Origin of the sequence: Stenotrophomonas sp. TWI602 (genome assembly GCF_039674045.1) — a bacterium.
In the GTDB taxonomy this organism is placed as follows: Bacteria; Pseudomonadota; Gammaproteobacteria; order Xanthomonadales; family Xanthomonadaceae; genus Stenotrophomonas.
In genome coordinates, this window is record NZ_JBDJMT010000001.1 from 228,821 (window position 1) to 253,053 (window position 24,233).

20 protein-coding genes and 1 pseudogene are annotated in these 24,233 nt (G+C 67.1%); 16 read left to right on the plus strand and 5 right to left on the minus strand.

Annotated features, from left to right (window positions below):
• Positions 1-468 precede the first annotated feature (468 nt).
• The 3 genes from ABE483_RS01095 (at position 469) to ABE483_RS01105 (ending at position 7,183) form a co-directional block, all read left to right on the plus strand.
• Entirely contained in the window at positions 469-1,458 is a 990-nt protein-coding gene (locus ABE483_RS01095; protein WP_346480883.1) for a helix-turn-helix domain-containing protein, read from the plus strand.
• A 215-nt stretch (positions 1,459-1,673) separates the two neighbouring features.
• Positions 1,674-6,251 carry a YadA-like family protein gene (locus ABE483_RS01100; RefSeq protein WP_346480884.1) on the plus strand — a complete coding sequence of 1,526 codons (4,578 nt, stop codon included), beginning with the start codon at positions 1,674-1,676 and terminating at the stop codon, positions 6,249-6,251.
• A 77-nt stretch (positions 6,252-6,328) separates the two neighbouring features.
• Positions 6,329-7,183: an OmpA family protein gene (locus ABE483_RS01105; RefSeq protein WP_313211447.1), complete on the plus strand. Its 855-nt coding sequence runs from the start codon at positions 6,329-6,331 to the stop codon at positions 7,181-7,183.
• A gap of 198 nt (positions 7,184-7,381) precedes the next feature.
• Here ABE483_RS01105 and ABE483_RS01110 read toward each other — a convergent pair.
• The 4 genes and pseudogenes from ABE483_RS01110 to ABE483_RS01125 form a co-directional block, all read right to left on the minus strand.
• Positions 7,382-7,861, minus strand: a pseudogene (locus tag ABE483_RS01110) (fasciclin domain-containing protein); the annotation flags it as partial.
• Between the two features lie 259 nt (positions 7,862-8,120).
• On the minus strand, positions 8,121-8,513 hold the full coding sequence (locus tag ABE483_RS01115; protein ID WP_346480885.1) for an OsmC family protein: 393 nt from the start codon (positions 8,511-8,513) through the stop codon (positions 8,121-8,123).
• A gap of 65 nt (positions 8,514-8,578) precedes the next feature.
• Entirely contained in the window at positions 8,579-9,466 is an 888-nt protein-coding gene (locus tag ABE483_RS01120) for a phosphatase PAP2 family protein (RefSeq protein ID WP_346466183.1), read from the minus strand.
• Between the two features lie 88 nt (positions 9,467-9,554).
• A complete protein-coding gene (locus ABE483_RS01125; protein WP_346480886.1) occupies positions 9,555-11,249 on the minus strand; it encodes a sensor histidine kinase in 1,695 nt (564 codons plus the stop codon).
• A gap of 217 nt (positions 11,250-11,466) precedes the next feature.
• Here ABE483_RS01125 and ABE483_RS01130 point away from each other — a divergent pair, with 217 nt between their 5' ends.
• The 3 genes from ABE483_RS01130 (at position 11,467) to ABE483_RS01140 (ending at position 13,817) form a co-directional block, all read left to right on the plus strand.
• Entirely contained in the window at positions 11,467-12,438 is a 972-nt protein-coding gene (locus ABE483_RS01130; RefSeq protein ID WP_346480887.1) for an AraC family transcriptional regulator, read from the plus strand.
• Positions 12,439-12,642: 204 nt separating this feature from the next.
• Entirely contained in the window at positions 12,643-13,293 is a 651-nt protein-coding gene (locus tag ABE483_RS01135) for a response regulator transcription factor (protein ID WP_346466180.1), read from the plus strand.
• Between the two features lie 116 nt (positions 13,294-13,409).
• Positions 13,410-13,817: a response regulator transcription factor gene (locus ABE483_RS01140; RefSeq protein WP_070470723.1), complete on the plus strand. Its 408-nt coding sequence runs from the start codon at positions 13,410-13,412 to the stop codon at positions 13,815-13,817.
• Positions 13,818-13,838: 21 nt separating this feature from the next.
• Here ABE483_RS01140 and ABE483_RS01145 read toward each other — a convergent pair whose 3' ends face one another.
• The gene (locus ABE483_RS01145; protein WP_346480888.1) at positions 13,839-15,011 is read right to left on the minus strand and encodes a hypothetical protein; all 1,173 of its coding nucleotides are present in this window, start codon (positions 15,009-15,011) and stop codon (positions 13,839-13,841) included.
• A gap of 186 nt (positions 15,012-15,197) precedes the next feature.
• Here ABE483_RS01145 and ABE483_RS01150 point away from each other — a divergent pair, with 186 nt between their 5' ends.
• The 10 genes from ABE483_RS01150 (at position 15,198) to ABE483_RS01195 (ending at position 24,198) form a co-directional block, all read left to right on the plus strand.
• A complete protein-coding gene (locus tag ABE483_RS01150; protein WP_083298698.1) occupies positions 15,198-15,602 on the plus strand; it encodes a hypothetical protein in 405 nt (134 codons plus the stop codon).
• A complete protein-coding gene (locus ABE483_RS01155) occupies positions 15,599-16,138 on the plus strand; it encodes a DUF202 domain-containing protein (protein WP_254427870.1) in 540 nt (179 codons plus the stop codon). The genes ABE483_RS01150 and ABE483_RS01155 overlap by 4 nt, the downstream gene beginning before the upstream one ends.
• On the plus strand, positions 16,135-17,061 hold the full coding sequence (locus tag ABE483_RS01160; RefSeq protein ID WP_346480889.1) for a formylglycine-generating enzyme family protein: 927 nt from the start codon (positions 16,135-16,137) through the stop codon (positions 17,059-17,061). Before ABE483_RS01155 ends, ABE483_RS01160 begins: the two co-directional genes overlap by 4 nt.
• A gap of 42 nt (positions 17,062-17,103) precedes the next feature.
• The gene (locus ABE483_RS01165) at positions 17,104-17,487 is read left to right on the plus strand and encodes a DUF1622 domain-containing protein (RefSeq protein WP_121036991.1); all 384 of its coding nucleotides are present in this window, start codon (positions 17,104-17,106) and stop codon (positions 17,485-17,487) included.
• A gap of 43 nt (positions 17,488-17,530) precedes the next feature.
• Positions 17,531-18,508, plus strand: a complete 978-nt coding sequence (locus tag ABE483_RS01170; RefSeq protein ID WP_346466177.1) for a transporter — start codon at positions 17,531-17,533, stop codon at positions 18,506-18,508.
• A gap of 52 nt (positions 18,509-18,560) precedes the next feature.
• Positions 18,561-19,379 (plus strand): DUF2092 domain-containing protein, encoded by an 819-nt coding sequence (locus tag ABE483_RS01175; RefSeq protein WP_346480890.1) that lies wholly within the window; start codon positions 18,561-18,563, stop codon positions 19,377-19,379.
• Position 19,380: 1 nt separating this feature from the next.
• Positions 19,381-19,902 carry a hypothetical protein gene (locus ABE483_RS01180; protein WP_346480891.1) on the plus strand — a complete coding sequence of 174 codons (522 nt, stop codon included), beginning with the start codon at positions 19,381-19,383 and terminating at the stop codon, positions 19,900-19,902.
• Between the two features lie 156 nt (positions 19,903-20,058).
• Positions 20,059-20,607, plus strand: a complete 549-nt coding sequence (locus ABE483_RS01185) for a DUF4136 domain-containing protein (protein ID WP_070470735.1) — start codon at positions 20,059-20,061, stop codon at positions 20,605-20,607.
• A 109-nt stretch (positions 20,608-20,716) separates the two neighbouring features.
• A complete protein-coding gene (locus ABE483_RS01190) occupies positions 20,717-21,910 on the plus strand; it encodes a BamA/TamA family outer membrane protein (RefSeq protein WP_346480892.1) in 1,194 nt (397 codons plus the stop codon).
• Positions 21,901-24,198 (plus strand): patatin-like phospholipase family protein, encoded by a 2,298-nt coding sequence (locus ABE483_RS01195; RefSeq protein ID WP_346480893.1) that lies wholly within the window; start codon positions 21,901-21,903, stop codon positions 24,196-24,198. The genes ABE483_RS01190 and ABE483_RS01195 overlap by 10 nt, the downstream gene beginning before the upstream one ends.
• The last annotated feature ends 35 nt before the right edge of the window (positions 24,199-24,233 follow it).

Here is a 24,233-nt window from a genome sequence, read left to right on the forward strand (position 1 = left end):
GCGTCGTGCATGAGCCCTGATGTAATGGCGGCAAAGTGAAGCCCGGGTAGAGATTATGTGATGACGGTGTGATGTCAACTATTTGACGCCATGCGAGCGCGCTTTAACGTTGGGTTTCAACGGTTTCGGACACAGTTGTGACGATGATTGTGATTCTGTTTACCTGGCGTCCAGTTCGGGCATAATTGCCAAAAATGCGCATCGAAGGCTTCGCCGACAATCGCTGTCGCATCGGCTGAAGGGTTTAGCTGCAATCAGTGAATGATTTAGCTGCAATCAGTGAATGATTTAGCTGCGATCAGTGAATGATTTAGCTACGGTCACGAACGAGTTACATGGGCGGGCTGGCGGGCATCGTCGCGGCGGGTTGGCCGCAACAGAATGCGGAGCAGGAAAACGCAGGAGTGCGCACCCGGTGGCCATGCGGCGCAGGCATCGGGTTTCCAGGCCAAAGGGGGCATCACTGTCATGGTAGATGGTGTGGTGGAAGACCAGATCGACAGCGGGCTGCGGGCATTCGACCTGACCTCGCTCAGCGGTGTCCTGCGCGTGTGCGATCTGGAGATGGTCCTGCTCGATGGCAACGGCCCGCGTGCCGCGATCGAATCGCAGGTGCATGACGAAGCGCTGTTCTGCACCGCGGTGAGCGGGTTTCATTTCCGTGGTCGTTTCATGCTGCCCCAGGACTGGTGCCTGCTTGGCTTGATCCACGCCACCAATGAGAACGTCAGCTGGTGCCATGGCGTGCCGCTGGCCGCCGGGATGGCGTTGACCGTGCTGCCGGAGGGCATCAGCGAGTTCACGCTCAGCGCCGGCACCCACCTGACGTTGCTGCTCGCGCCGATGCAGCGCGTTCAGCGCAAGCTGACCGAGCTGAGCCTGCGCAGCACCTTGCCCTCAGGGCAGGCCCTCTCCCTCTTCCAGGCCGGCACAGGCAGCAACGCAGCGCGACTGGTGCAACGCTACGATGATGTCCAGCAAGCGCTGCTCGGGCAGGGCGGGACGTTGCCGGCCGACGCCGTGGACGCCCTTCTGCATGACCACATCCAGGCGCTGCTCGGCGCGGGCAGCGATGACCACCCCACCTGCAGCCGTGGCCGGCGCACGCATTATCTGATCGCGCAGCGCGCCGAGAACTTCATGCGGCTCAATCTGCGTCGTTATATCTATATGAATGAAATCTGTGATGCCGCCGGTGTAAGCGAGCGCGCATTGCGGTATGCCTTCGAAGATCTGTTCGGTACCTCGCCGAACCGGTATCTGTCGATGTTGCGGTTGTGCGCGGCGTGCCGTGGGTTGTCGATGGCCGATTCCAGCCGAAAATCGGTGAAAGCCATCGCACTCAGCTGCGGGCTGTGGGACCTTTCGCGATTCGCCGACAACTATCGCCGCGTGTTCGGCGAGCTGCCGCGCGACACGCTGATGCGTGCGCCGGCCCAGATGGGCAGCCCGGCCTGAGGGTTTACGTGGGCAGCTGCGCGCCCGCCGTGCACATATTCGGCAACCTGCCGAAATTGCCCATAGGCCTGCCGGTTTTACCCCTCGTCTTGCCGGAACGCACGTTTGCGCTGCCGGAATGAAGTGCTCACGGTTTGACCCCTCGACTGTAATGACATCCACGTGCCGTCAGGCACCGGTGATGTTCAACGCATTCGTAAACGGGGGAATACCTGATGAACCGTATCTTTCGATTGGTGTGGAGCCACCGGCTGAACGCCCTGGTGGTCGTCTCCGAAATCGCCACCGCGCGCGGCAGCCTGGCGGCTGGTCCGGTGGTGGTGCATCTGAAGGTGCCGATGTCGGTGCTGTCGCTGGGCCTCTCGCTGGCCCTGTGCACGGGCAGTGCATGGGCGGGTGAGAACCAGACCCTCACCGACCTGCAGGCACTGACCGCCAAGTACACCGCACCGCTGCCGGTGAAGCTCGATGCCGACGTGGCGCTGGCAGCCGCGGCACGTGATCGTGGCACGGCCCCCCTGCTGAGCGTGGATGCCAAGGTCAATCTCAACCTCGGTACACCGACGGCCCACCGGGCGGCGCTGCAGGTGCATGCCGCTGCGCAGGCCAACGCGGACCTGCCCAGGCGCGTTGCCGCACCCGGGGGCCAGGTGGCAGCCTTGGCCGATCTGGGCATCGCGGCAGGTACCAGCAACGGTGCCGGGTTGAATGCCCATGCCGATACCAACGCGGTCGCCTCGATTGCGCCGACCGCAGCGACGGTGCACGTGCCGGTCAAGGCCGATGCGCGACTCACCGCGGCAGCGGATACGGCACGGGCAGTGAACGCCGAGGCGAAGGCGGCGGCGAACGTGGCCGTCGCGACGCCGTCGCCGCGGAAGGCCGCACTGGAGGCCAACGTCGATGCGGCAGTACAGGCACGGCTGGCGGCGGCCGAGGTGGAGGCCAAGGCGACGCTGATCGCCGAGGCCACGGTCACGCCCGATGCCCCGGACGCGGTCCAGGCATCGCTGGCGAGCAATGTCGCTGGCGGCGTGCGCGTGGATGCGCTCGGCCACGTGGTCGATGCGGCCGACCGCAATCCCAAGCTCGTCGATGCCGGCGTCAGCGCCGTGCAGACCAGCTCGATGGCGCTGGCGCCGAACGGATTGGGCAACGCGCTCGGTGGGTTGTTGAACGGTGTGGGCGGTGCGGTCGGCGGCCTGCTCGATGGCGTCGGCACGACGGTGGGTGCGATCACGACTCCCGTGCTCGGCGCGGTTGGCGCGGTCACCACGCCGATACTGGGTACGGTGTTCCCGGCGCCGACGTCGCTGCCGCCGGGCAGCCCGAAGGGGCCGGCCCCGGCCGATCCGAACGCCGGGCTGATCATCGGTACCGGTGGCCTGGTCGGCTCGCTCTCGCAGCTGGTCGGACCCACCGCGCAGGGTCTGCTGGGTGGCGACGGCTACGTGCGCAATGGCAACCTGGCGGTCAGCAGCGCCAACGTGATGCAGACGTACTCGGTCACCAACGTGCTGGGCCTGCCGGTGGTCAACCTGAGCCCGGTCGGCACGCTGCTCGATGGACTGGGAAACGCCAGCACCGGTGGCAGCTCGCACCTGACCCTGATCGGCGGCGTCACTTCCGACAGCTACATCTACAACATCAACAACGGCGATCCCAACGGCCTGCTCGGCCTGGTGTTGCCGGACGGGTCGCCGGCATGGTCGAACAAGTGCCTCAACCTGCTGGTGGCCAGCGTGGACTGCTGGGCGGTCAATGCCGCGCAGGATTACCAGGTGCTGGTCGGCGATGGGGCGTTTGCCAACGGCTCCAAGGAAGTGGTGATCGGCGCCAACGCACGTCATGAGCTGCCGCGGCAGGACGCCAGCATCGCGTTCCCCGGCGCCGGGCTCAACGATCCGACCGACCCCACCGGCGTCCCGACCGCCGACTACGCCGCGCGCATGGGCCATTCCGTGGTCGTCGGCGATAGTGCGACGGGCACCGCCAACGGCCAGACCATCCTCGGTGCGGAAGCCACCTCCAACCAGGCCAACAGCGTGGCGCTGGGGTACCGATCGGCCGCCAACCGCGGCGCGCAGGCCGGCTACAGTGCTTACGGGTTGAACGGGCAGCAGGTGTCGGCCGGTGAAGTCTCGGTCGGCTTCGCCGGTGGTGAGCGCCAGATCAGCAACGTGGCTGCCGGCAGCGCCGCCACCGACGCGGTCAACGTGGCCCAGCTGCAGGGCGCGATCTCGCAGATCGATGCGGTCGGCACGCTCGCGGTGACCTATGACGACGATGGCGCGGGCGGCGCCGACTTCCGCCGGGTCACCCTCGGCGGCGGCACCGGCACCACCACGATCGCCAACCTCGCCAACGGCGCGGTCAACGCAACCAGCACCGAGGCCATCAACGGCGCCCAGCTGTTCGACACCAACAGTGCGATTGTCGACTACTTCGGCGGCGTCACTGCCTACGATCCGGTCACCGGCGCGTGGACCGCACCGAGCTTCCAGATCTCCACGATCTCCACCGGCGGGGCAGTCGCGCAGGGGGTGTACGACAACGCCAGCGATGCCTTCTCCGCGGTGGATGGTTCGCTGGTCAACCTCAACACGCAGATCACCGATATCCGCAACGGTGTTGGCAGCCGCTATCTGAAGATCAACTCGACCGGGGCAGAAGCCGCCGCCGCGGGCCTGGACAGCATCGCGGTCGGCACGGGTGCCTCGGCCACGGCCGCCAACAGCGTCGCGGTGGGTGCCGGTGCACTGGCCGACCGCGAGAACACAGTGTCCGTCGGTGCGGTCGGTGCAGAACGCCAGGTGGCGAACGTGGCCGCGGGCACCGAGGCCACCGATGCAGTCAACCTGGGCCAGCTGGAGGCGTCCGAACAGGGCGCGCTGCGCTACGACCTCAATCCCGATGGCAGCGTGAACTACGCCAGTGCCACACTGGGCAACGGTGGCGGTGCTACCACGCTCAGCAACCTGGCCGCTGGCAGTGTCACCGCCAGCAGCAGCGAAGCGATCAACGGGGCCCAGCTGTTCGCTGCCAACCAGGCCGTGGCCACCCACCTCGGTGGCGGCGCTGCGCTGGATACCAACGGCATGGTCACCGCGCCGAGCTACACCATCAACAACGTCGCCAGCGATGGCCAGGTCACCGCCGGCAGCTATGACAACGTCGGCAGTGCCTTCGATGCGGTCAGCACCTCGCTGGCCAACGTCGCCGACCAGACCGACACCGTGGACCGCCTGGCGGTGAAGTACGACGCCGATGCCAGCGGCAATGCCACCAACACCATCACCCTGGCCGGTGATGCCAGTGGCGCGGCGGTCGCACTGACCAACCTGGCCGAGGGTCGCGTGCAGGCCGGCAGCCTGGATGCGGTCAATGGCAACCAGCTGTTCCAGACCAACAATGCGCTGGTGGGGTACTTCGGCGGCACCACCAACTTCGACGGCAACACCGGGATCTGGACGGCGCCGACCTTCCGCATCTCCTCCATCGCCACCGACGGCAGTGTCATCGCCAACGATTACAGCGACGTCACCGTGGCCTTCTCGGCGGTGGATGCCTCGCTGACCAACCTCAATACCCGCATCGACCAGATCCAGCCGGGTGGCAACAGCCAGTACGTGCAGGTGAACTCGACCAAGGGCGCGGCCACTGCGGGCGGTGCCGACAGCATCGCGATCGGGCCGCTGGCCAGCGCCGCCGGAAGCGGCAGTGCGGCCATCGGTGACGGCGCCAGCGCCAGTGCGGACAACAGCGTTGCGCTCGGCGCCGGCTCGGTTGCCAGCGTGGGGGCACAGACGGGGTACACCGGTGCCTACGGCCAGACCGGGGCGAGCAGTTCGGTGGGCGAAGTGGCCGTCGGCAGTACCGGGGCCGAGCGCAAGGTCACCCATGTGGCCGATGGTTCCGAGCGCTACGACGCGGTCAATGTGGGCCAGCTGCAGAACGGCGTGAACTACGCGATCAACGAGTCCAAGGCCTACACGGATACGCAGATCAACAACATCAACAACGGTACCTCCGGCATGTTCCAGGTCAACAACACGCAGAACCTGGCTGCGCCCTCGGCCTCCGGCGACAACGCCGTGGCCGGTGGTGCCGGCGCCGCCGCCGCGGGCAACAACGCCACGGCGCTGGGCAACGGAGCCAGCGCACAGGGCAGCAACAGCGTCGCGCTGGGCGCCGGTTCGGTGGCCAATCGGGCCAACACGGTCTCGGTAGGCAGCAGTGGTGCGGAGCGGCAGATCGCCAACGTGGCTGATGGCAGCGACGCCACCGACGCGGTCAACGTCCGCCAGCTGCAGGCCTCCCAGCAGGGCACGATCCGTTACGACACCAACGTCAACGGCACCACCAACCTCAACAGCGTGACCCTGGGCAGCACGGCTACCGGGCCGACCACGGTGCGCAACGTCGCCCCGGGTACCGCCGGGACCGATGCCGTCAACGTGGACCAGCTGCGCAGCGGCATGGCCCAGACCCTGGACTGGTCCAAGGCCTACACCGACGAGCGCATGGACTCGTTCGACCGCAACCTGCAGAAGACCGACAACCGTGCCTCGGCCGGTGTCGCCTCGGCGATGGCGGTGGCCGCCCTGCCGCAGCCCTATGAGGCCGGCCGCAGCATGGCCTCGCTCGCCGCCGGCAGCTTCAACGGTGAATCCGGCGTGGCGGTGGGCATCTCGGGGGTCTCCGAAGGCGGGCGCTGGATCTACAAGTTCAGCGGTTCGACCAACAGCCGCGGCGATGGTGGTGTCGCGGTAGGTGCCGGCATCCAGTGGTGACCGCCTCCGGTGCCGGCGCGCTGCCGGCACCGGACCTGCGGTCCGCATTCAACGCATACAGGGGGAACACCATGTCCATGCAGTCCACATCCACCACCCAGGTGCCGCTGTTGCGGTCACTGGGCCTGAGCCTGGCGGCCCTGCTGCTGGGCGCCTGCGCCAGCCACGGCGAACAACGCACCACACCGTCCACTGCGACCGCCGACACCGCCGACACCGATGCGGCGAACTTCCCGGATCCCCGCAAAGCCACGTTGAAGGAGGGCCTGTTCGTGGATGTCGACACTCTGCGCCTGTTCGCCCGTGGCATGAGCAAGCGCCAACTGTACGCCCTGCTGGGCACCCCGCATTTCGGCGAGGGCATGTGGGGCGTGCGCGAATGGAACTACCTGTTCAACTTCCGCAGCAGCCCGGGCGGGGACTATTTCACCTGCCAGTTCAAGGTCGACTTCGATGGAAAGGGGATCGCCCAGGCGGCGCACTGGAAGCCGCAGGCCTGTGCGGCCGTGCTTGATCCGCCGCGCCCCCCGACGCCCCCCGCACCCGCGCCGATGCCGAGCGAGCCGCTGCGGCTGGCAGCCGACGCGATGTTTGCCTTCGACAGCGCCGTGCTCACCCCCGAGGGGCGCCGGAACGTGGACGCCCTGCTGCAGCAGGTCCGGGATGCCAGCCGGGTGCAGACCATCCAGGTGATCGGCTATACGGACCGGATCGGCAGCGACCGCTACAACCTGGTGCTGTCGCAGCGGCGCGCTGAAGCCGTGCGCGATGCGCTGGTGGCCGGCGGAGTGCCGACGGCGGCCATCATCGCCGAAGGGCGCGGCAAGGCCGATCCGCTGGTGCAGTGCGAGCAGGCGCAGCGCAAGGCCCTGATCGTCTGTCTGGCACCGAACCGGCGCGTCGAACTGTCGGGCAAGGCACTGCCGCGCTGAAGCCGCACGGGGCCGCCTGCTCACCTCTCTGCCCATACCCCGTCGGCGCACCCGTGCGCCGGCGAGGGACCGTCTTGACCTGGCGCGTCGTCCGCACAGCGTGATGTCTCCCCCGTCATCGTTCTGAAGACGGCGCGCCAGGTCATCTCTTCCTCCCACCCGGGGCGGCCGCAGGCGATCTGCGGCCGCCTTTTCCGGTTACGGCATCAGGACCTTATCGATCACATGGATCACGCCGTTGCTCTGCTTCACATCGGCAATGGTCACCTGCGCGACCTGGCCCTTGCTGTCCGTCAGGGTGATGCCCTTGCCGGCGACACGGGCGGTCAGCGCTTCACCTTCCACCGTCGTCAGGCTCGCCTTGCCACCGCCCTGCTTGATCTTGGCCATCAGATCGGTGCTGGTGACCGCGCCGGGGACGACGTGGTAGGTCAGGATCCTGGTCAGGTCGGCCTTCTTTTCCGGCTTCAGCAGTCCCTCCACGGTGCCCTTGGGCAGCGCGGAGAAGGCCGCATTGGTCGGCGCGAACACGGTGAACGGGCCGGGGCCCTTCAGCGTATCGACCAGGCCGGCCGCTTTGACCGCCGCGACCAGCGTGGTGTGATCCTTGGAATTGACGGCGTTGTCGATGATGTCCTTGTTGGCATACATCGCCGCGCCGCCCACCTTCGGATTGCTGTGCTGCGCGCCCATCATGGGGGCAGGGGCCTGCGCGAAGACGAGCGGGGAAGCGGCGGCGGCGAGACAGCCGATCAGTACAAGGCCTGCGAACTGGATCTTCATGACCAAACTCCCAAATGGATGCGCCGGTATGACGCACCCTTAGCTACGGCGGGAGTGGCGGGGCGGATGCACGCGGAGCACACTATTTTTCAACTGTCAGGCGCAGGTGAGGATGGTGTCTGCACGGTGCGATGGCGGCGCCCGGGTGCGAGGGTCAGCGGCCCTGTTCGCTGGTGATGTCGGCGCCCTCGCGCATGACCAGGGTGACCGGTGTCCTTTCGACGACGTCCAGCAGGCGCGCCCACTGCGCCGCCGTCAAGGGTGCCGCCGCGTGCAGCACGCGGTGTACCTGCAGTCGGCCATTGGCATCCCGCGAGGAGGACAGCTCGGCACGGAACTCGCCCAGTTCCCAGCCTTTCTTCTCCGCATACATCCGCAGGGTGATCGCAGTGCAGGCCGCGAGTGAGGCCAGGTAGAGATCGAAGGGCGCCATCCCTGCCGCCTGACCGCCCAGACCGAGGGGCTCGTCGGCCAACAGGACGTGCTCGCCACTGCGGATCTGATGACGGTAGTTGACGCCATCGGAAACAATCTGGACCTGTGCCATGCGCTGCGCCTTGGGGGAGATCGGCGCAGGATGGCACGGGTCGGCGGGTCACGCACGGCCGTGCGCTAGAGGACCCCGGGAATCGGGATGGCCAGCGCTGCTTTCTCCGCCTCGCAGTTGCTGGGCTGCACACTGTTGCTGCGCAGCGACTGGATCTCCGCCCGCGCCAGCGCCATGTCGCGGTTGAAATCAGCATTGGCATGCAGGGCCGCCACCGCGCCGGCAGCGACCGCACGCCCTTCGAGCACGTCGCTCTGCCAGTGCGCGTTGCAGATCAGGCGGTTTTCACCGAACGCGCGGCCACGTGCGAGCAGGGCGTCGGCGCGGTCCGGGCTCAGCTCGGTCAGCAGCAGGGCCCAGCTCCAGCTGATGGCGGTGTGCCCGGATGGATAGGAGCCGTCGTTCCGCAGGGAGGCCTCATCGGCGGGCGCACAGGTGCCTTCCTTGTAGAACACGAAGGGGCGTGTGCGCTTGTAATGGTCCTTGGCGGCGTAGGTGGCCAGCCCGGCATCGACCAGCGTGCGCTGCAGCAGCAGGTACAGCGCCGGCGATGTCTGCTGGCTGATCGGCACCCCGAGCGCGCAGGAGAACGTGTTGGCCACCTGCGGGAAGTGCAGGTCCGAATCCGTGGTCGCCAGCGCGTACCGGGGCGTGCCTCGCAGCTGCTGCGCCGCCCGATGGACGGCCTGATCGTTGGCGAATGCCGCCGAGCCCTTGGCCGGGGGCGCCGGCAACAGGGCCAGACTGTCCGGCAGTGCGCGCCCGAGGTAGCCGGCCGGAATGCCGGGGCGCAGCTCCGGCACCGGGGCGGGGGCAGGCACGGCGGCGGGTGCAGCGGTCGGCGGTGCCGCGGTCGACCGGGGCGGAGACGACGTGCACGCCGTCAATGCGCAGGTCAGCGCGAGCAGGGCCGCGCCATGGCGGCAGCGGGAGGGCAGGGCATTCCAGTGCATGGGGCGCTCCACGGGCAAGTGTCGGTTCACTGTGTCCGGCCGATGCGGCACGTACAACCGCCTTTCTACGCGTCCGGCCTCAGTATCTTTACGGGTGCGCGACCACGCGCACCGGCGGCAGCCCGGTCGCCGCATCACCCAACGGAAAGCGCACTTCGACACGGGTGCCGCCCAGCGGGCTGGAACCGATCTGCAGGCTGCCACCCAGCAGCCGTGCGCGCTCTTCCATGCTGATCATGCCCAGCCCCGGCGCCGCCGGCGTGCTGCCCGCTACCGGCATGCCGATGCCATCGTCGTCGACCCGCAGCAGCAGTTGCTCGCCGCGCACCGTCACCAGCACATGGGCGGTACTGGCATGCGCGTGTTTGTCCACGTTGTTCACCGCTTCCTGCACGATCCGGAACAGACTCAGCTCGCGGTCGTCACCGAGCCGGGGCGGGTTTTCGATCCGGCATCGCACGCGCAGCGCGCCACGTGCATTGCGCTTGATGCAGAACGCATCGAGGGCACTGGCCAGGCCGGTGAAACGCAGGATGCTCGGATGCAGTTCGTGGGAGATCGACCGGATGTCATTGGACACCGTCAACAGCTGGTCCTGGAGCTCGACCACGCTGTGGCGTTCGGCGTCGGGAATCTGGTTGCGCAGCGTACTCAGGCAGATCGAGATCGCCGCCAGCGACTGGTTGACGTCGTCATGCAGGTCGCGCGCGATGCGTGTGCGCTCTTCTTCCTGCACCACCAGCATCCGCCCGGTCACCTCCCCGAGCCGACGATAGGCCTGCTGCAGCTTCAGGTGATTGGACAGCTTCTGTTCGGACAGCGCGCCAAGGAACAGCAGGGCGCAGCTGGTGCCCAAGGTCCACACCTGGGCGGTGATCAGGTTGCGCTCGGGTGTCCAGAAGGCAAACGGTCCTATACCGGCCATGCTCAACTGCATCGCCAGCACCGCCACGACCAGCATGCACACCGCCGCGCCGCTGACCCCGAACACGATCAACGCCCAGATCAGAAGCGGAATGGGGGCCAGCACCAGCAGCGGGGTCATGACCCCTTCGGGCCAGTCCATGCCCCAGATCACGCCGAGCACGCCCAACAGCAGCACGGCGACGGCGACGGTACGCCAACGCCAGCCGGCCCGACGTTCCGGTGTCTGCAGCACCCGCGCGATGTTGACCACCGCCGGCACGATCAGCAGGTAGCTCACGCTGCTGCAGAGCAGCCGTGTGAGCAGCACGCCCGGTGCCGCCAGCCCGCGGGGCGCATCGGGAACGACGAGCATCTGCCACCACGCCACGCATACGGGAAGCGCGATGCCCCCGAGCACGACGAACAACGCGATATCGCGATATCCCTCCAGCGGCGAACCCGTGCCGCGCCAGCGCAGCAGCAGCCAGGCCGCGGCGGCCACGAGGACGAGTTCACCGGCACTGGCCACCAGCCCACTCAGTCCGACGAATGGCACCAGCACGGACGCCAGCACGGTACCGGCCGCGGCCGCCAGCAGGCAGGTGCGCCACTGCGGGCGCGGGGTGAACAGCAACCAGCCCATCAAGAGCGGTCCTGGAATCCACAGCACGTGCAGGCGAAACCCGGGCATCTGCGCCAGCGTTGGCAACAACTGGCCGAGCAGGCAGCCGACCAGCAGCGGCAGGACGTGCGTGAATGCGATGCGAAGCGCGGGTGATGGGTGTGTGGAGGTGGTGGGGCTGACCGAATCGTCCGATGCTGCTGCACGGGTGCTGTCGACAGGAGCGATGTGCGTAACAGACGCGTTGACGCGCACGTGGACCTCGGTGGGTGCGTGAGGAAGCTTCGGATCGAGGCCCGTCCCCGAGGCGCGCAACGCCTCCCCCGGACAGGTCTTAATGTGATGCGTTTCACGCTTGCGGGGCAGCGTGTCACCGCTTGTAGCGATGTCGTTTCCGCCCCACAATCGCGCCGATGTAAACAGCTTGTGCTCCGTCGCGCTATCCGATTTCCGACCTGTTCGAGGAACTGGCATGGACGAACCGATGGCCCCGTACAGCCGCTTCGTCGTCGATGGCTTCGACGCCGATGCGTTGCTGGGGGTAGTGCGCGACACCCGCTTCGAACAGCGTCTGCTCGCCGCCGGACACTTTCGCGCGTGCCTGCAGCGGCTGGTCTTTCCGGAGTTCAGCCTGGACAGTGGCGCCTATACGCTGCCGATTTTCGCCAGCGGCAGTTTCGGCGAAGGATTGATCGCACTGGCGATGGCCGTGTCCTGCCAGCAGCCGATGTGGGCCAACGGACGCTGGGTGCCCGCGGGCCAGGTGATGGTGTTCGCCGAGGACAGCGAGCTTAATGTGCGTCCGCAGCCCGGGGGCTGGCAGTGGGCCGTGCTGCTGATTCCACGCGAGGTCCTGCAGCGCGAGGCCGTGGCGCGGGTAGGCCGCGAACTGCGCCTGCCACGCCGTGGCTGGTGCAGCCGACCGGCCACCCCTGCGCACGCGCAGGCACTGCGTTACGGCGTCTTTTCCGCACTGGACACGGCCGCCCGTTGGCAGGGCCTGATCACGCCGGAGCAGCTGGCGGCGCAGTCGGCGGTGCTGCTGGGCGTGTTCGTGGATGCCGTCAGTTCCGCCGATGCCGGGCCGCAACGACGTGCCGATGGCAGCTGGATCGAACGCCACCGCGCCGCCGTGGTGCAGCGGGCCGAGGACTATCTGAAAGCCCATCTGGACCGGCCCTTCGACAGTGCCGCCCTGTCGCTCGCGCTGGGCGTGGGCGAACGCCAACTCGAACGTCTGTTTCGTGATGCCTACGGACATGGGCCCTGCCATTGGCACCAGCTGGCCCGCTTGAACCGCGCGCGCAGCGCATTGCTGCAGGCTGACGCGCACGACAGCGTGACGGACATCGCCCTGCGGCTGGGCTTCGGGCATCTCGGACGCTTCTCGGTGACGTACCGGAATGTCTTCGGGGAATGTCCACGAGACACGCTGAGACGCTGAATGCCGGCCTGAACACGCTGTGGGTCGAGCGCCGTGATGGCATGCATCGCATCACGATCCCATCACGGCGAGGCTCGCATGTTCGGCTGGCTGCAGATGCACCGGGACGACAGAACGGGATGCCATCACGCCCGGCGTAGTGGGCGATGGCGGTCGCACCTGCAGGTCAATCAGGGGAAGATTGAAACCAATGGAGACAATGCAATGGGCGTTTCGTGCGCGCAGTCGATGTCCGTACCGTTCCGCAAGGTGGTCGTCGCCGATGACCACATGCTGGTGGCGCAGGGTATCGAGAGATTGCTGATGGACTGTTTCGAATCGATCGTACTGGTGTCCTCCGGCGAGGAACTGCTGGACTCGCTACGCCGCGAATCGCCGGACGTGGTGGTCTCTGACATCAGCATGCCCGGTATCAGCGGCATCGACGTGATGCGTCAGGCCCGCAGCGAGGGCTGCCTGACGCCCTTCGTGTTCCTCACCATGCACGACGAATCGAGCATGGCGGCCGAGGCCATCCGGGCCGGTGCGCGGGGCTACATCCTCAAAAGCGCGGCCGGCGATGAACTGGTCCGCGCGATCAATGGGGTGATGGACGGCCAGACCTATGTGACCCCGACACTGGCGGCCAACGCGATCGTGGCATCGGGTCGCTGCCAGTATGTACTGACCGACAAGCAGCTGCGCATCCTGGAATACGTGGCGCGCGGCCTGCGCTCCAAGCAGATCGCTTACGAGCTTGGGGTATCGGTGCGGACGATCGAATCGCACAAGTACGCGATCATGCAGGAGCTGGGCGTGCACGGCACGCTGGAGCTGGTGCGCAAGGCCGAGTTGGAAGGTCTGATCCGTCACTAGGCCGCCCGCCTGCGGATGGGCAAGTAGATTTACTTGCCCGCCACCGGTTGTTTTTCCCTTGTTACCGTACTGTGTCTGGCCACACCATCGTGGCAGGCATCGAGCGGGCGAGTGCGATGAATGCTGTCCGTGTGTTGCTGGCCGAAGATGGATGCGCGATGGGGCGGCAGCTGCGTGGCTTGCTGTCCCAGCAGTTCCAGGTGATTGGCCTGGTCCAGGATGGCGCCTCGCTGGTGCAGGCGGCGCAGAGCATGTTGCCGGATGTGGTGGTCACCGATATCGCGATGCCGGAAATGAACGGATTGGAAGCCGCACGTCGGCTGCGCCTGCAACGCCCCGTGCTGGGCGTGGTGTTCATCACGGTGCATGCCGAGCCCCAGATGGTGTCGCAGGCGATGGCCCTGGGTGCGTGCAGTTATGTGCTCAAATCCGACGCAGGCGATGACCTGCTGCCGGCGGTGGCGGCCGCCCTGAAGGGTGAATCGTTCGTGTCGCGCTCGCTGCGCGGCCTGCGCAAGGGCTGATCCCGCTAATGGCGAGGGCCGTCAGACCAGGATGCCGAGCAGCTTGCGGGCCAGCTCATCCACCGACATTGCCAGCAGCACCAGCGGCAGCAGAGGCACGACGGCGTGCAGGGCGATCCAGAGCAGATTCCAGCGGTTCAACGGCAGCACCGACATGCTGGCCAGGCCCTTGTAGACGCCGCTGAAATCAGCGAACGCGGATGCATCACCATGGTCCAGCAGGGAGTCCGTGTCGGCCTCCTGTCGTGACCCTGATCGCCAGCGCTGGTCGAACAGCGCCGCGGCGCGATTGCCCAGCGCATCGAAGCGGTACAGCGCATGGCGCTTGGCCCGCATCATGCTCGGCATCATGACCAGCAGCGGCGCCACCAGCAGGAGCGTGGCACCGATGACATAGCCGGCCAGCAGGTGGCGCAGGTCATAAAGACTCTCGCCCAGATAGTGAACATGATTGACACACGCACCGGCGACCAGGATGCCGCCGGCCAGGGCGAGCACCGCGAAGCGTTCCTGCGCCATGCCCAGGAAGGCCAGGCCGCCAGCGCCATCCGGGTGCTCTGCGTGCAGTGCCAGCCCTACACGCGGCAGCCGCCAGAGCAGGCCGGTCCACAGCACGAAGCGCCATAGCCAGAGCAACGCCACCAGCCGGAACAGCGGCACGGCGACCCATTCGTACCAGCGTCCGGCGGCCGTCAATGCACCGTGCTCCAGGCGCCAGTCGGCGACGCCCGGCAGCAGGCTCACGCTGTCCGTGCCGAACAACAGCGGCAGCCATGCGATCACCACACAGAGCGCTTCAGGCAGCCAGCCATCGCGCCAGCGGCGCACCTTCGCCAGCAGCGCGGTCAATCTGCCCTGTCGCTGCGGTGGCACCAGGCCGGCGCGGGTCAGTTGGCGAAACGCATTGCGCAGCAAAGTGTCCGAGCGCGGTGCGGCAATCACCAGCAGAGGCATCGCCAGCAGTACGCGGGCGAGGGTGGCGTAGTCCCCCAGCAACGGCATGCCCGGGGGGAGCGTCCACAGGGTGCCCGCGCGCGCGGTCAGCACCACCAACGGCGCCAGCGAGATCACCACCAATGCCGCGGCCATCCACAGCGAGAGGCGGGCGGTGCCGCGCAGCATGCCGGCGGCCTGCAGCAGCCGATGCAGCAGTCCGCCGCGCATCAGGGAGTAGTGGTGCTGGTCCAAGTGCATGGGGGGCCCGTGGCGAAGAAAGAGAAGGCGCGGCTGCAGCGGGCAGCGGACGCGATATCGCTGAGCATAGCGCTGCCTTTCCACGCGTTGGACGCAGTAAAAATACTGGAGAGGTTGCAGTAACAACTCGATTGTGTGGCTACCGGGCGGCGCCCAAGCTGGAGGCCTGACGCAAGGATCCCGCCCATGCTCCTGGTGATCGATATTCTGACGCGCTTCTGGACCGACATGATCGATCGCGCGGATGGCCCCATGACCTTCCGCTTCTTCCTGCAGCCGACGATGGCGCTGATCGCGGCGTTGATCGATGGCATCAAGGATGCCAAGGCGGGCAAGGCGCCCTATGCCTGGTTGATGGCGCACAGCTCTGCTGGTGACCGGCTGGTCGCCTGGCGCGAAGGGGTCACCGCAACCGCCCGCATTCTTCTGCTGGGGGTCGGCATGGATGTGATCTACCAGTTCCGCATGTTCGGCGCGTTCAAGTATCCGGTGGAAGCCTTCGTCATCGCGGTCGTGCTCGGCTTCCTGCCGTATCTGATCCTGCGCGGACCGATTACCCGCATCGCCAGCTACTTCCTGCACCGCAAATGACCCCCTCACGAGACGACCAGCCGATGAGTGCCCAGGACCCCCGCGAGCAGCTGACCGAGCGTGCGCTCACCATCGAGCAGGCCAAAACGCTGCTGGGGGGTGCCGATGCCACCTCGATGGAGCTCTCCTCGCGGCGCACCGGGATGTCATTCCAGCGCACGCGCATGAGCGCGGACCGCACGCTGATGTCGATCATCCGCACGGCGCTGTCGCTGATCGGTTTCGGTTTCACCATCTATCAGTTCTTCGGCCACATGCTGGAGGTGCCCGGCGTCGGCCTGCGTCCGCATGCGCCACGCAACTTCGGCATTGCGCTGGTCGGCCTCGGCATGGTGCTGCTGACCCTCGGCATCCTCTATCACATCCGCTACATGCAGGGCCTGCGTGCCGAGCGCGAGGAGATGATCCGCGAAGGCCTGATCCACGGGGAGAGTCACTACCCGATCTCGCTGACCCTGATCACCGCCGGCCTGCTGTGGCTGCTTGGCCTGCTGGCGATCGTCAGCATGACCTTCAACGTGGCGCCGTTCGCATGAGTGTCGTGGCCGATAGCATGATCGAGCTGGCTGGCGGGGTCTTCAGCATGGGATCCAACGATCACTATCCTGAAGAGCGTCCGGCGCACAAGGCGCGGGTAGGGCGGTTCCGGATCGATCGCTACCCGGTGACCAACCGGGAGTTCGCCCGCTTCATCCAGGCCACTGGCCACGTCACCGCAGCCGAGCAGTCAGCCGATCCGCGCGACTATCCCGGCGCGGACCCGGCGCTGCTGCAGCCGGCCTCGGTGGTGTTCGTGCAGCCTCCGCACCCGGTGGACATGGGCAACACACACAACTGGTGGCACTACATTCCCGGGGCAGACTGGCGGCATCCGCGGGGTCCGCTGTCCAGCCTGCAAGGCCTGGAGGATCACCCGGTGGTCCACGTCACCTTCGCCGATGCGCTGGCCTATGCCCGGTGGATGGAGAAGGACCTGCCGACCGAGGCCGAGTGGGAATTCGCAGCGCGTGGCGGCCAGGAGAGGGGTGAGTTCGCCTGGGGCGACACCCTCATTCCCGGCGGCCGCCACCAGGCCAATACCTGGCAGGGCGAATTTCCCTGGCAGAGCCTGGATGAGGACGGCCACCGCTGGACGTCACCGGTCGGCAGCTATCCGCCCAACGGATACGGGCTGTACGACATGATCGGCAACGTCTGGGAATGGACCCGCGACTGGTATCAGCAGCATGACCAGCTGCAGGGCATGCCGTGCTGCGCGATCGACAATCCGCGTGGCGGGCTGCGTGAGCGCAGCCACGACCCGCGCGATCGAAGCGCGGTTCCGCGCCGGGTGATGAAGGGCGGCTCACACCTGTGTGCGCCGAACTACTGCAGGCGCTACCGGCCTGCGGCGCGCATGGCGCAGCCCATCGATACCTCCACCTGCCACCTCGGCTTCCGTTGCGTGGAGCGCGGATGAACCCGAACGCCCCGCAATGCGATGCCTACCGGAGCCCCGACGATGCTTCCTCTCAAGGCGTGGCTGATCGCCATCACCGAACCGGTGGTGGTGATCATCGATGCGATGGCCCTGGTGCTGATCGCGATGGCCACCGTGGTGGTGTTCGTGAGGGCCGTGCGGCTGGCGCTGCGCGGCCACCTGACCAACGTCGAGCGCCGCGACCTGTGGTTGGGCTACGGGCGTTGGCTGGTGGCCGGGCTGACCATGCAGCTCTCGGCGGACATCATCGAATCGTCGATCTACACCAGCTGGGACGCGATCGGTCAGTTGGCCGCGATCGCGGTGATCCGCACGTTCCTGAACTATTTCCTGGAGCGCGACATCGCCGATGTCCGCGAACGTCAGCGTGCCACGCGGCCGGCGCCGGAGCCGGAGCCGCTGTGAGGTGCGTATCCATGAACCTGCACCCGTGCCGGAGGGCCACCGCATGACCATGTCCTTTCTCCGCCTGCCGCGTCGCTGGCCACTGGCCCTCGCGCTGGGCTCGCTGGCTGCACTGTCCGCCGCGCCGGCATGGGCGACCGAGGGCGCGCTCGGGCGCTCGATCACCGGCATGCAGATCACCTCGTACGCCGGTGTGATTCCGCCGGAGCCGGGCATGCAGTGGTCGCTGAGCTACATCCGCTACAACGGCAAGATCAGCGGCGACCGCCCCGCGCCCATCGCCGGGCAGATCTCGCTGGGCCTGGAGGCCGACGTGAACCTGACCGCTGCCACCGGGGTGTACGTATGGCCGACCCAGGCCGGGCGTTGGAATTTCGCCTCGATGCTGACCGTGCCGTACATCGATGCCGAGGTCACCGCCAACCTGGCAGGCCCACTGGGCAACCGTTTCCAGACCAAGGACCATGCCTCCAATCTGTTCGACGTGTACTTCGCCCCGGTGATCGCCGGGTTCCACATCAGCGAGGTGCAGCACCTTTCCTTCGGCGTATACGTATATGCGCCCACCGCCAAGTACGACCCGAACCGGCTGGCCAATCCAGGCATGAACATCTGGACGTTCTCGCCCAGCGTGGGCTACACGCACCTGTTCCAGAAGGGCACGCTGGAATTCAGTGTGCTGGGCGCCACCGACTGGTACACCCGCAACGACGATACCGACTACAAGAACGGCGTGGTCGCACGGGCCGATGCGCTGCTGGTCAAGCGCACCGCCAGTGGCTGGGGGTTCGGGGCGGCCGGTGGCTGGATCCAGCAGTTGCAGGACGACAAGGGCGACACCGCCGACCGCCTGGGGGGCTTCAAAGGCCGCTCGTTTGGTATCGGCCCGGTGCTGACCTACGGCAAGAAATGGTCCGGCGGCGAGCATGTGGATGTGTCGTTCCGCTATGTCGGCGAATTCAGCGTCAAGAACCGCTTCGAAGGCGACCCGTGGAGTCTGTCGATCAGCGGCGGCTTCTGATCCCGGTCGCCTGACGGCGGCCACCTGTTTACCGTGCCATGGAGTAACGGTCATGTCCTCTGCCATTTCCCCGGTTGCGTGGTCGGCCTGCCTGATGCTGGCGGCGCTGGCGCCCGTCGCGCACGGCGCCACCCGTGTTGCCACTCCCGTCTCCCCCCCGGCTGCACCGGCCGACGCGCCCGAGCGCGATCCCGAGGCGTTGGCCGCTCTGGACCGCATGGGCGCTGCGCTGCGTGCGCTCAAGCAGTTCTCGCTGACCTCCGATGCCAGCACCGAGATCGTGCTGGAGGACGGCCAGAAGGTGGAGCTGGATGGTGTGGTGACCTACAAGGTGCGCGCCCCGAACCAGCTGTTCCTGGAGCTGCGAAGCGATCGCCAGCTGCGCCAGCTGTTCTACGACGGCAAGGCGTTGTCGCTGTATTCGCCGCGCCTGAAGTACTACGCCCAGGTGGACGGACTGAACAGTACGCTGGGCGAACTGGTGGACGATGCCGCCGCCCGCTATGGCATCGACATGCCGCTGGCCGACATGTTCCTGTGGGGCACCGACAAGGCGCCCAAAACCGCCATCCGTGGCGCGCTGCACATCGGCGGTGGCACGGTGGACGGCGAGGCGATCGAGCAGTACGCGTTCAAGCAGGATGGCGTGGACTGGCAGCTGTGGGTCAGCAAGGCCACCGCATTGCCGAAGAAGCTGGTGATCACCTCACTGGATGATCCGGCGCTGCCGCAGTATCGCGCCCACCTGCGCTGGGACACGCGCAGCGCCGTGCCCGCGACCGCCTTCCAGTTCACGCCGCCGGCCGATGCGGCCCGCATCAAGCTGGTGCCGGTCGCGGTGGTCGTCACCGATGCTGGGCAGGAGAACTGACATGCGTATCGTGATCAACCGCTTTTTCGTGGCCTCCTCCCTGGCGGCGGGCATGCTGCTGGTGGTGTTGCTGGCCGTGTCCGCACCTGCGAGCGCGCAGCGCAGCGGCTTCCATGGCGGTGGCGCGCGCGCCAGTGCGCATACCAGCATCAACCGCCCGGTGCAGCGCCCGCAGGGCGGCAACGTGAACCGCGGGGCCAACATCAACCGCAACATCGACAGCAACCGCACCGTCAATCGCAACGTGAACCGCAACGTGAACCGCAACGTCAATGTGGATGTGAACTACCACGACGACCACTGGAACCACTGGGACGATCATCCCTTCGCCACCGCTGCAGCGGTGACGGCGGGCGTGGCCGTGACCTCGGCGGTGATCGGTTCGATCGTCAATTCGGTTCCGCCCAGCTGCGTGACCACGGTGATCAACGGCATGGCCTACCAGCAGTGCGGCAATGTCTGGTATGAGCCGCGCTATGCCGGGACCACCGTGCAATACGTGGTGATCAATCCGCCGCGTTGACTCGGTAGTTTTTCCCGCCTCTCTACCGTAGTTATGCGCATTACGCGTGGCCGGCAGTGCACTACCGTGGGGCTGGAACCACTGGCCACCACGGCCCGCCCCAGGACGGCTGCGACCGCAGCGCGTCTTTCCATCCCGCCTTTGGAGACTCGCGTCATGAAAGCCTTTGCCATCGCCGTCCTGGCGACTTCTCTGGTCGCCTGTGCATCCACTCCGACCGTCAAGACCGACTTCGATCCGTCAGCCAGTTTCGCCTCCTACAAGACCTACACCTGGGCGATGAAACCCCAGGCGAGCTCGCCGCTGGTGCAGCAACGCATCATCGACGGCATCAACGCGCGCCTGCAGGCCAAGGGCCTGCGCGAAGCGCCCAACGGCGACATCGCCCTGGCGGCGCATATCGCCACCGGCCAGAAGCAGACCCTGGATACGTTCTACTCCGGGACGGGCATGGGCGGCTGGGGCTGGCGTGGCGGCGGCTGGGGTGGCGGGATGGCCATGGGTAATGCCACCACCACGGTGCACACCTATGACGTCGGCACGCTGGTCGTGGATATGTTCGACGCCAAGACCAAGCAGGCGGTCTGGCGCGGCACCGCCAGCGGCACCGTGCCGACCTCGCCGGACAAGGTCAACGCGGCGGTGGAAGCCGGCCTGGACAAGCTGTTTGCTGCGTTCCCGCCGGGCACGACCGCCGCACGCTGATCACTGCGGCACGGCCTGAGATGCGTTCAACCGCGTGGGCCCGCGCCGGGCTGTTCCCTCCCACCGGCACGGGCCCGCGCACTTGGCTTCCCATCCCCGAGGTGCCCCCGTGTCGATCGGCCATGCCGTACGCCTGCTCTCGCTGTTGGGCGTGCTCACGCCCTGCGCCGCGATTGCCCAGCAGCCCGCCGCTCCATCGCCTGCGCCGGCGCCCGCGGCCGCTCCGGCGCCACGGGCGTCCCTGTTCCGTGACGCCGAAGACGGCCGGTTCGACATGTCGCGCTGGTTGCTGGAGCACCGCGGCTTTCTGCCGGTTCCGATCATCGTCACCGATCCGGCCGTCGGCAACGGCGGTGGCGTGGCGCTGGCGTTCTTCCACCGCCCACCGTCCTCGGGGGCGACGGGCGAGGACGGTGCCCCGAAGATGGTTACGCCGGACATCTACGGCGGTGGGGCCATGCGCACCTCCAACGGCAGCGAAGCGTATGGCGTGGGCGCCTCGCTGCACTTCGACGATGACCGTTGGCGCTACCGCGGCGGCGTGGCCAAAGCGTCGTTCAACCTGGGCTTCTATACGCCCGGCACGGTGCTGCCCGCGCAGAAGATCGACTACAACATGGACGGCCTGATGTCCTTCCAGCAGGGCTTCCGGCGCCTGGGTGACCGCAATCTCTATGTCGGCCTGGCCTGGATCTACATGGATCTGGATATCGGCTTCGATGTCGCCTCCGACCGCGATCGTTTCCAGCCACACGAACTGTCCAAGCGCAGCTCCGGGCTGGGCCTGTCGCTGGAGTACGATTCGCGCGACAACCCGTTCACTCCTTCCAGCGGCTGGCTTGGCATGATCGAAGGCAACGCGTATCTGCCGGGGATCGGCAGCGATGCCAGTTTCCAGAGCTATCGCGGGCATGCCTACGGTTACTGGCCGATGGGCAGGCATTTCGTGCTCGGCGCGCGCGCGGATGCCCGCTGGGCCAACGGTGACATTCCGTTCTATCGACTGCCCTACATCGACCTGCGCGGCATCGGCTCGGCGCGTTACCAGGACACGCGGGCTGCGGTACTGGAGAGCGAGCTGCGCTGGAACATGACCCAGCGCTGGGCGCTGATCGGCTTCGTTGGTGCGGGGCGCACCTGGGGCCGGCACAACAGTTTCAGCGACGGCGCCAGCCAGGTGTCGAAAGGCGCCGGCGTGCGCTATCTGATCGCCCGCCAGCTGGGCATGCATGTCGGCGTGGACTATGCGTGGGGCCCGGAAGACGACACGTTCTACATCCAGGTCGGCAGCGCGTGGCGCTGAAACGCCCCGGGCACCCGGCGTCGCGCGCCTCGGCGCTCGCAGTGGCGTGGCTGTGCGCCAGTGGCGCCGTGTCGCCGCTGCAGGCTGCCGAACCGGTGCTCGCTGCCGCGCCCGCAGGCCAGGCAGACCACTGCGGCGTGCGCGGCCCGGGTGACACCCGGCCACGGATCGGGCTGGCGCTGGGCGGCGGCGGCGCACGCGGTATCGCACACGTGCGCATCCTCAAGCAGCTGGAGGCGCTGCATATTCCGGTGGACTGCATCGCCGGTACCAGTGCTGGCGCGCTGGTCGGTGCCTTGTACGCGTCCGGCTCCACGCCCGAGCAGATCGAGCAGCTGGTGCTGAGCACCGAATGGCTGAGCCTGTTCACCGACACCCTGCCACGCCGTGAGCGCTCGCTGCGGCGCAAGGCCGACGATTACGCACAGCTGGCACCGATCGGCATCGGGCTCGGCGGCGAGGGCAAGGCGGTGGCACTGGCCGGGGGGGTCTCCGAGGGCGAAAAGCTGATCGCCCTGTTCGAGCGCGCCACCGGCGGCGGCCGGGTCAATGGCCGCTTCGATGACCTGCCGATCCCGTTCCGGGCGGTCGCCACCGACATCAATACCGGCATGCCGGTGGTGCTGGCCGAAGGCAGCCTGCCGATGGCGATGCGCGCGAGCATGTCCTTGCCGGGCATCTTCCGGCCGGTGGTGATCGACGGGCACGTGCTGCTTGATGGCGGCCTGTCCAACCAGGTGCCGATCGACGTGGTGCGCGCGATGGGGGCCGACCGGGTCATCGCGGTGGACGTCGGCACGCCCTTGAGCGCGCTGGATCGCGACGCCAGCCTGGTGGATGTGATCAGCCAGCTGAGCGGCTTCCTGACCACCCGCAGCGCGCAGGCACAACTGGACAGTCTGGGCGCGCAGGATCTGCTGATCTCGCCCGATCTGACCGGCAAGGTGGCCACCGGCGATTTCGACAAGGCGCCCGAGGCGTTGCGGATCGGCCAGCTCGCCGCCGACCAGGCCGCGCCGGCGCTGCAGGCGTTCGCGCAGGCGCCGCAGGAGTACACCCGACTGGCCGCCCAGCGTGCCGGTCGCACGCATCCGGTGGCACCGGCCACCATCGACTTTGTCGAGGTCGACAACCACACCGGCTATGCCGATGCGCTGCTGCTGTCCTATCTCCCGGTCCACGTCGGCGCGCCGCTGGATATCGAGGCGATGCAGGCCGGTGTACTGCGCGCCTACGGCATGGGAACGCTGGCCAGCATCAACTATGAGGTCAAGGAGCGTGACGGACGCACCGGGGTGGTGGTGTCCGCGTATGCCAAGCCCAACGGACCGGTGTACCTGGAAGCCGGGCTCAGCCTGAGCAACGATCTGGAAGGCAACCACGAAAGCAACCTGCGCGCCGGCCTGCTGTTCTCGCCGCTGTCGCCCTACGGTGCCGAAGCGCGTATCGCCCTGCAGATCGGCAGCGAGCCGGGTCTGACCGGCCAGTACTATCATCCGTTCGATCTGCACGATCGTTACGCCTTCCAGGCGGGCGGCGGGTTCCAGACCCGCAGCTTCAATCTCTACGACGATGCCGGCGACAAGATCGCGCGCTATCGCGTGCGTCGTACCGGTGCGACGCTGGCCGTGTTCCGCAATGTGTCCAATGTGCTGGCGCTGTCGCTCGGCGTGCAGCGGTATACCGGCAATGCGGAGGTGGAAGTGGGCGACCCCACCATTCCGCGGGTGAACTTCGACGAGGGCGCGTGGATCGCGCAGGCGACTCTGGACGATATCGACAGCGTGTACTTCCCGCGCGATGGCTATCTCGTCACGGCGGGGACGTATCAGTCCAGCCCGAGCCTCGGCGCAGATGCCCGCTTCGGGCAGATCGATCTGGATGCCGTGGCCGCCAGATCGTTTGGCAAGCATGCGCTGCAGCTGGGGCTGCGCTATCACGTGACCGCGTCGGGCACGGCGCCGGTGCAGAACCTCTACCGCCTCGGTGGGCGCTGGCGGCTGGCCGGGTTCCAGCACAACCAGTTGACTGGCCAGGACTATGCGCTCGGGTTCGCCGGCTATACCTATGAGCTGGGCAAGCTGTTGGGCCGCTCGGCGCAGGTCGGGGGCACGGTGGAGTACGGCAATGCCTGGCAGCGGCGCAGCGACATGTCACTGAGCGACGGCATCTGGAACGGCAGTGTATTCCTCGGCTTCGATTCGTGGGTCGGCCCGTTGATCTTCGGCATGGGATTCCGCGAAGGCGGCGAGAACGTGCTCTTCATCGAGCTGGGGCAATCGCTGTGATGCTGGCCAGCGGCCGGCACTACCGTGGAGTGCTC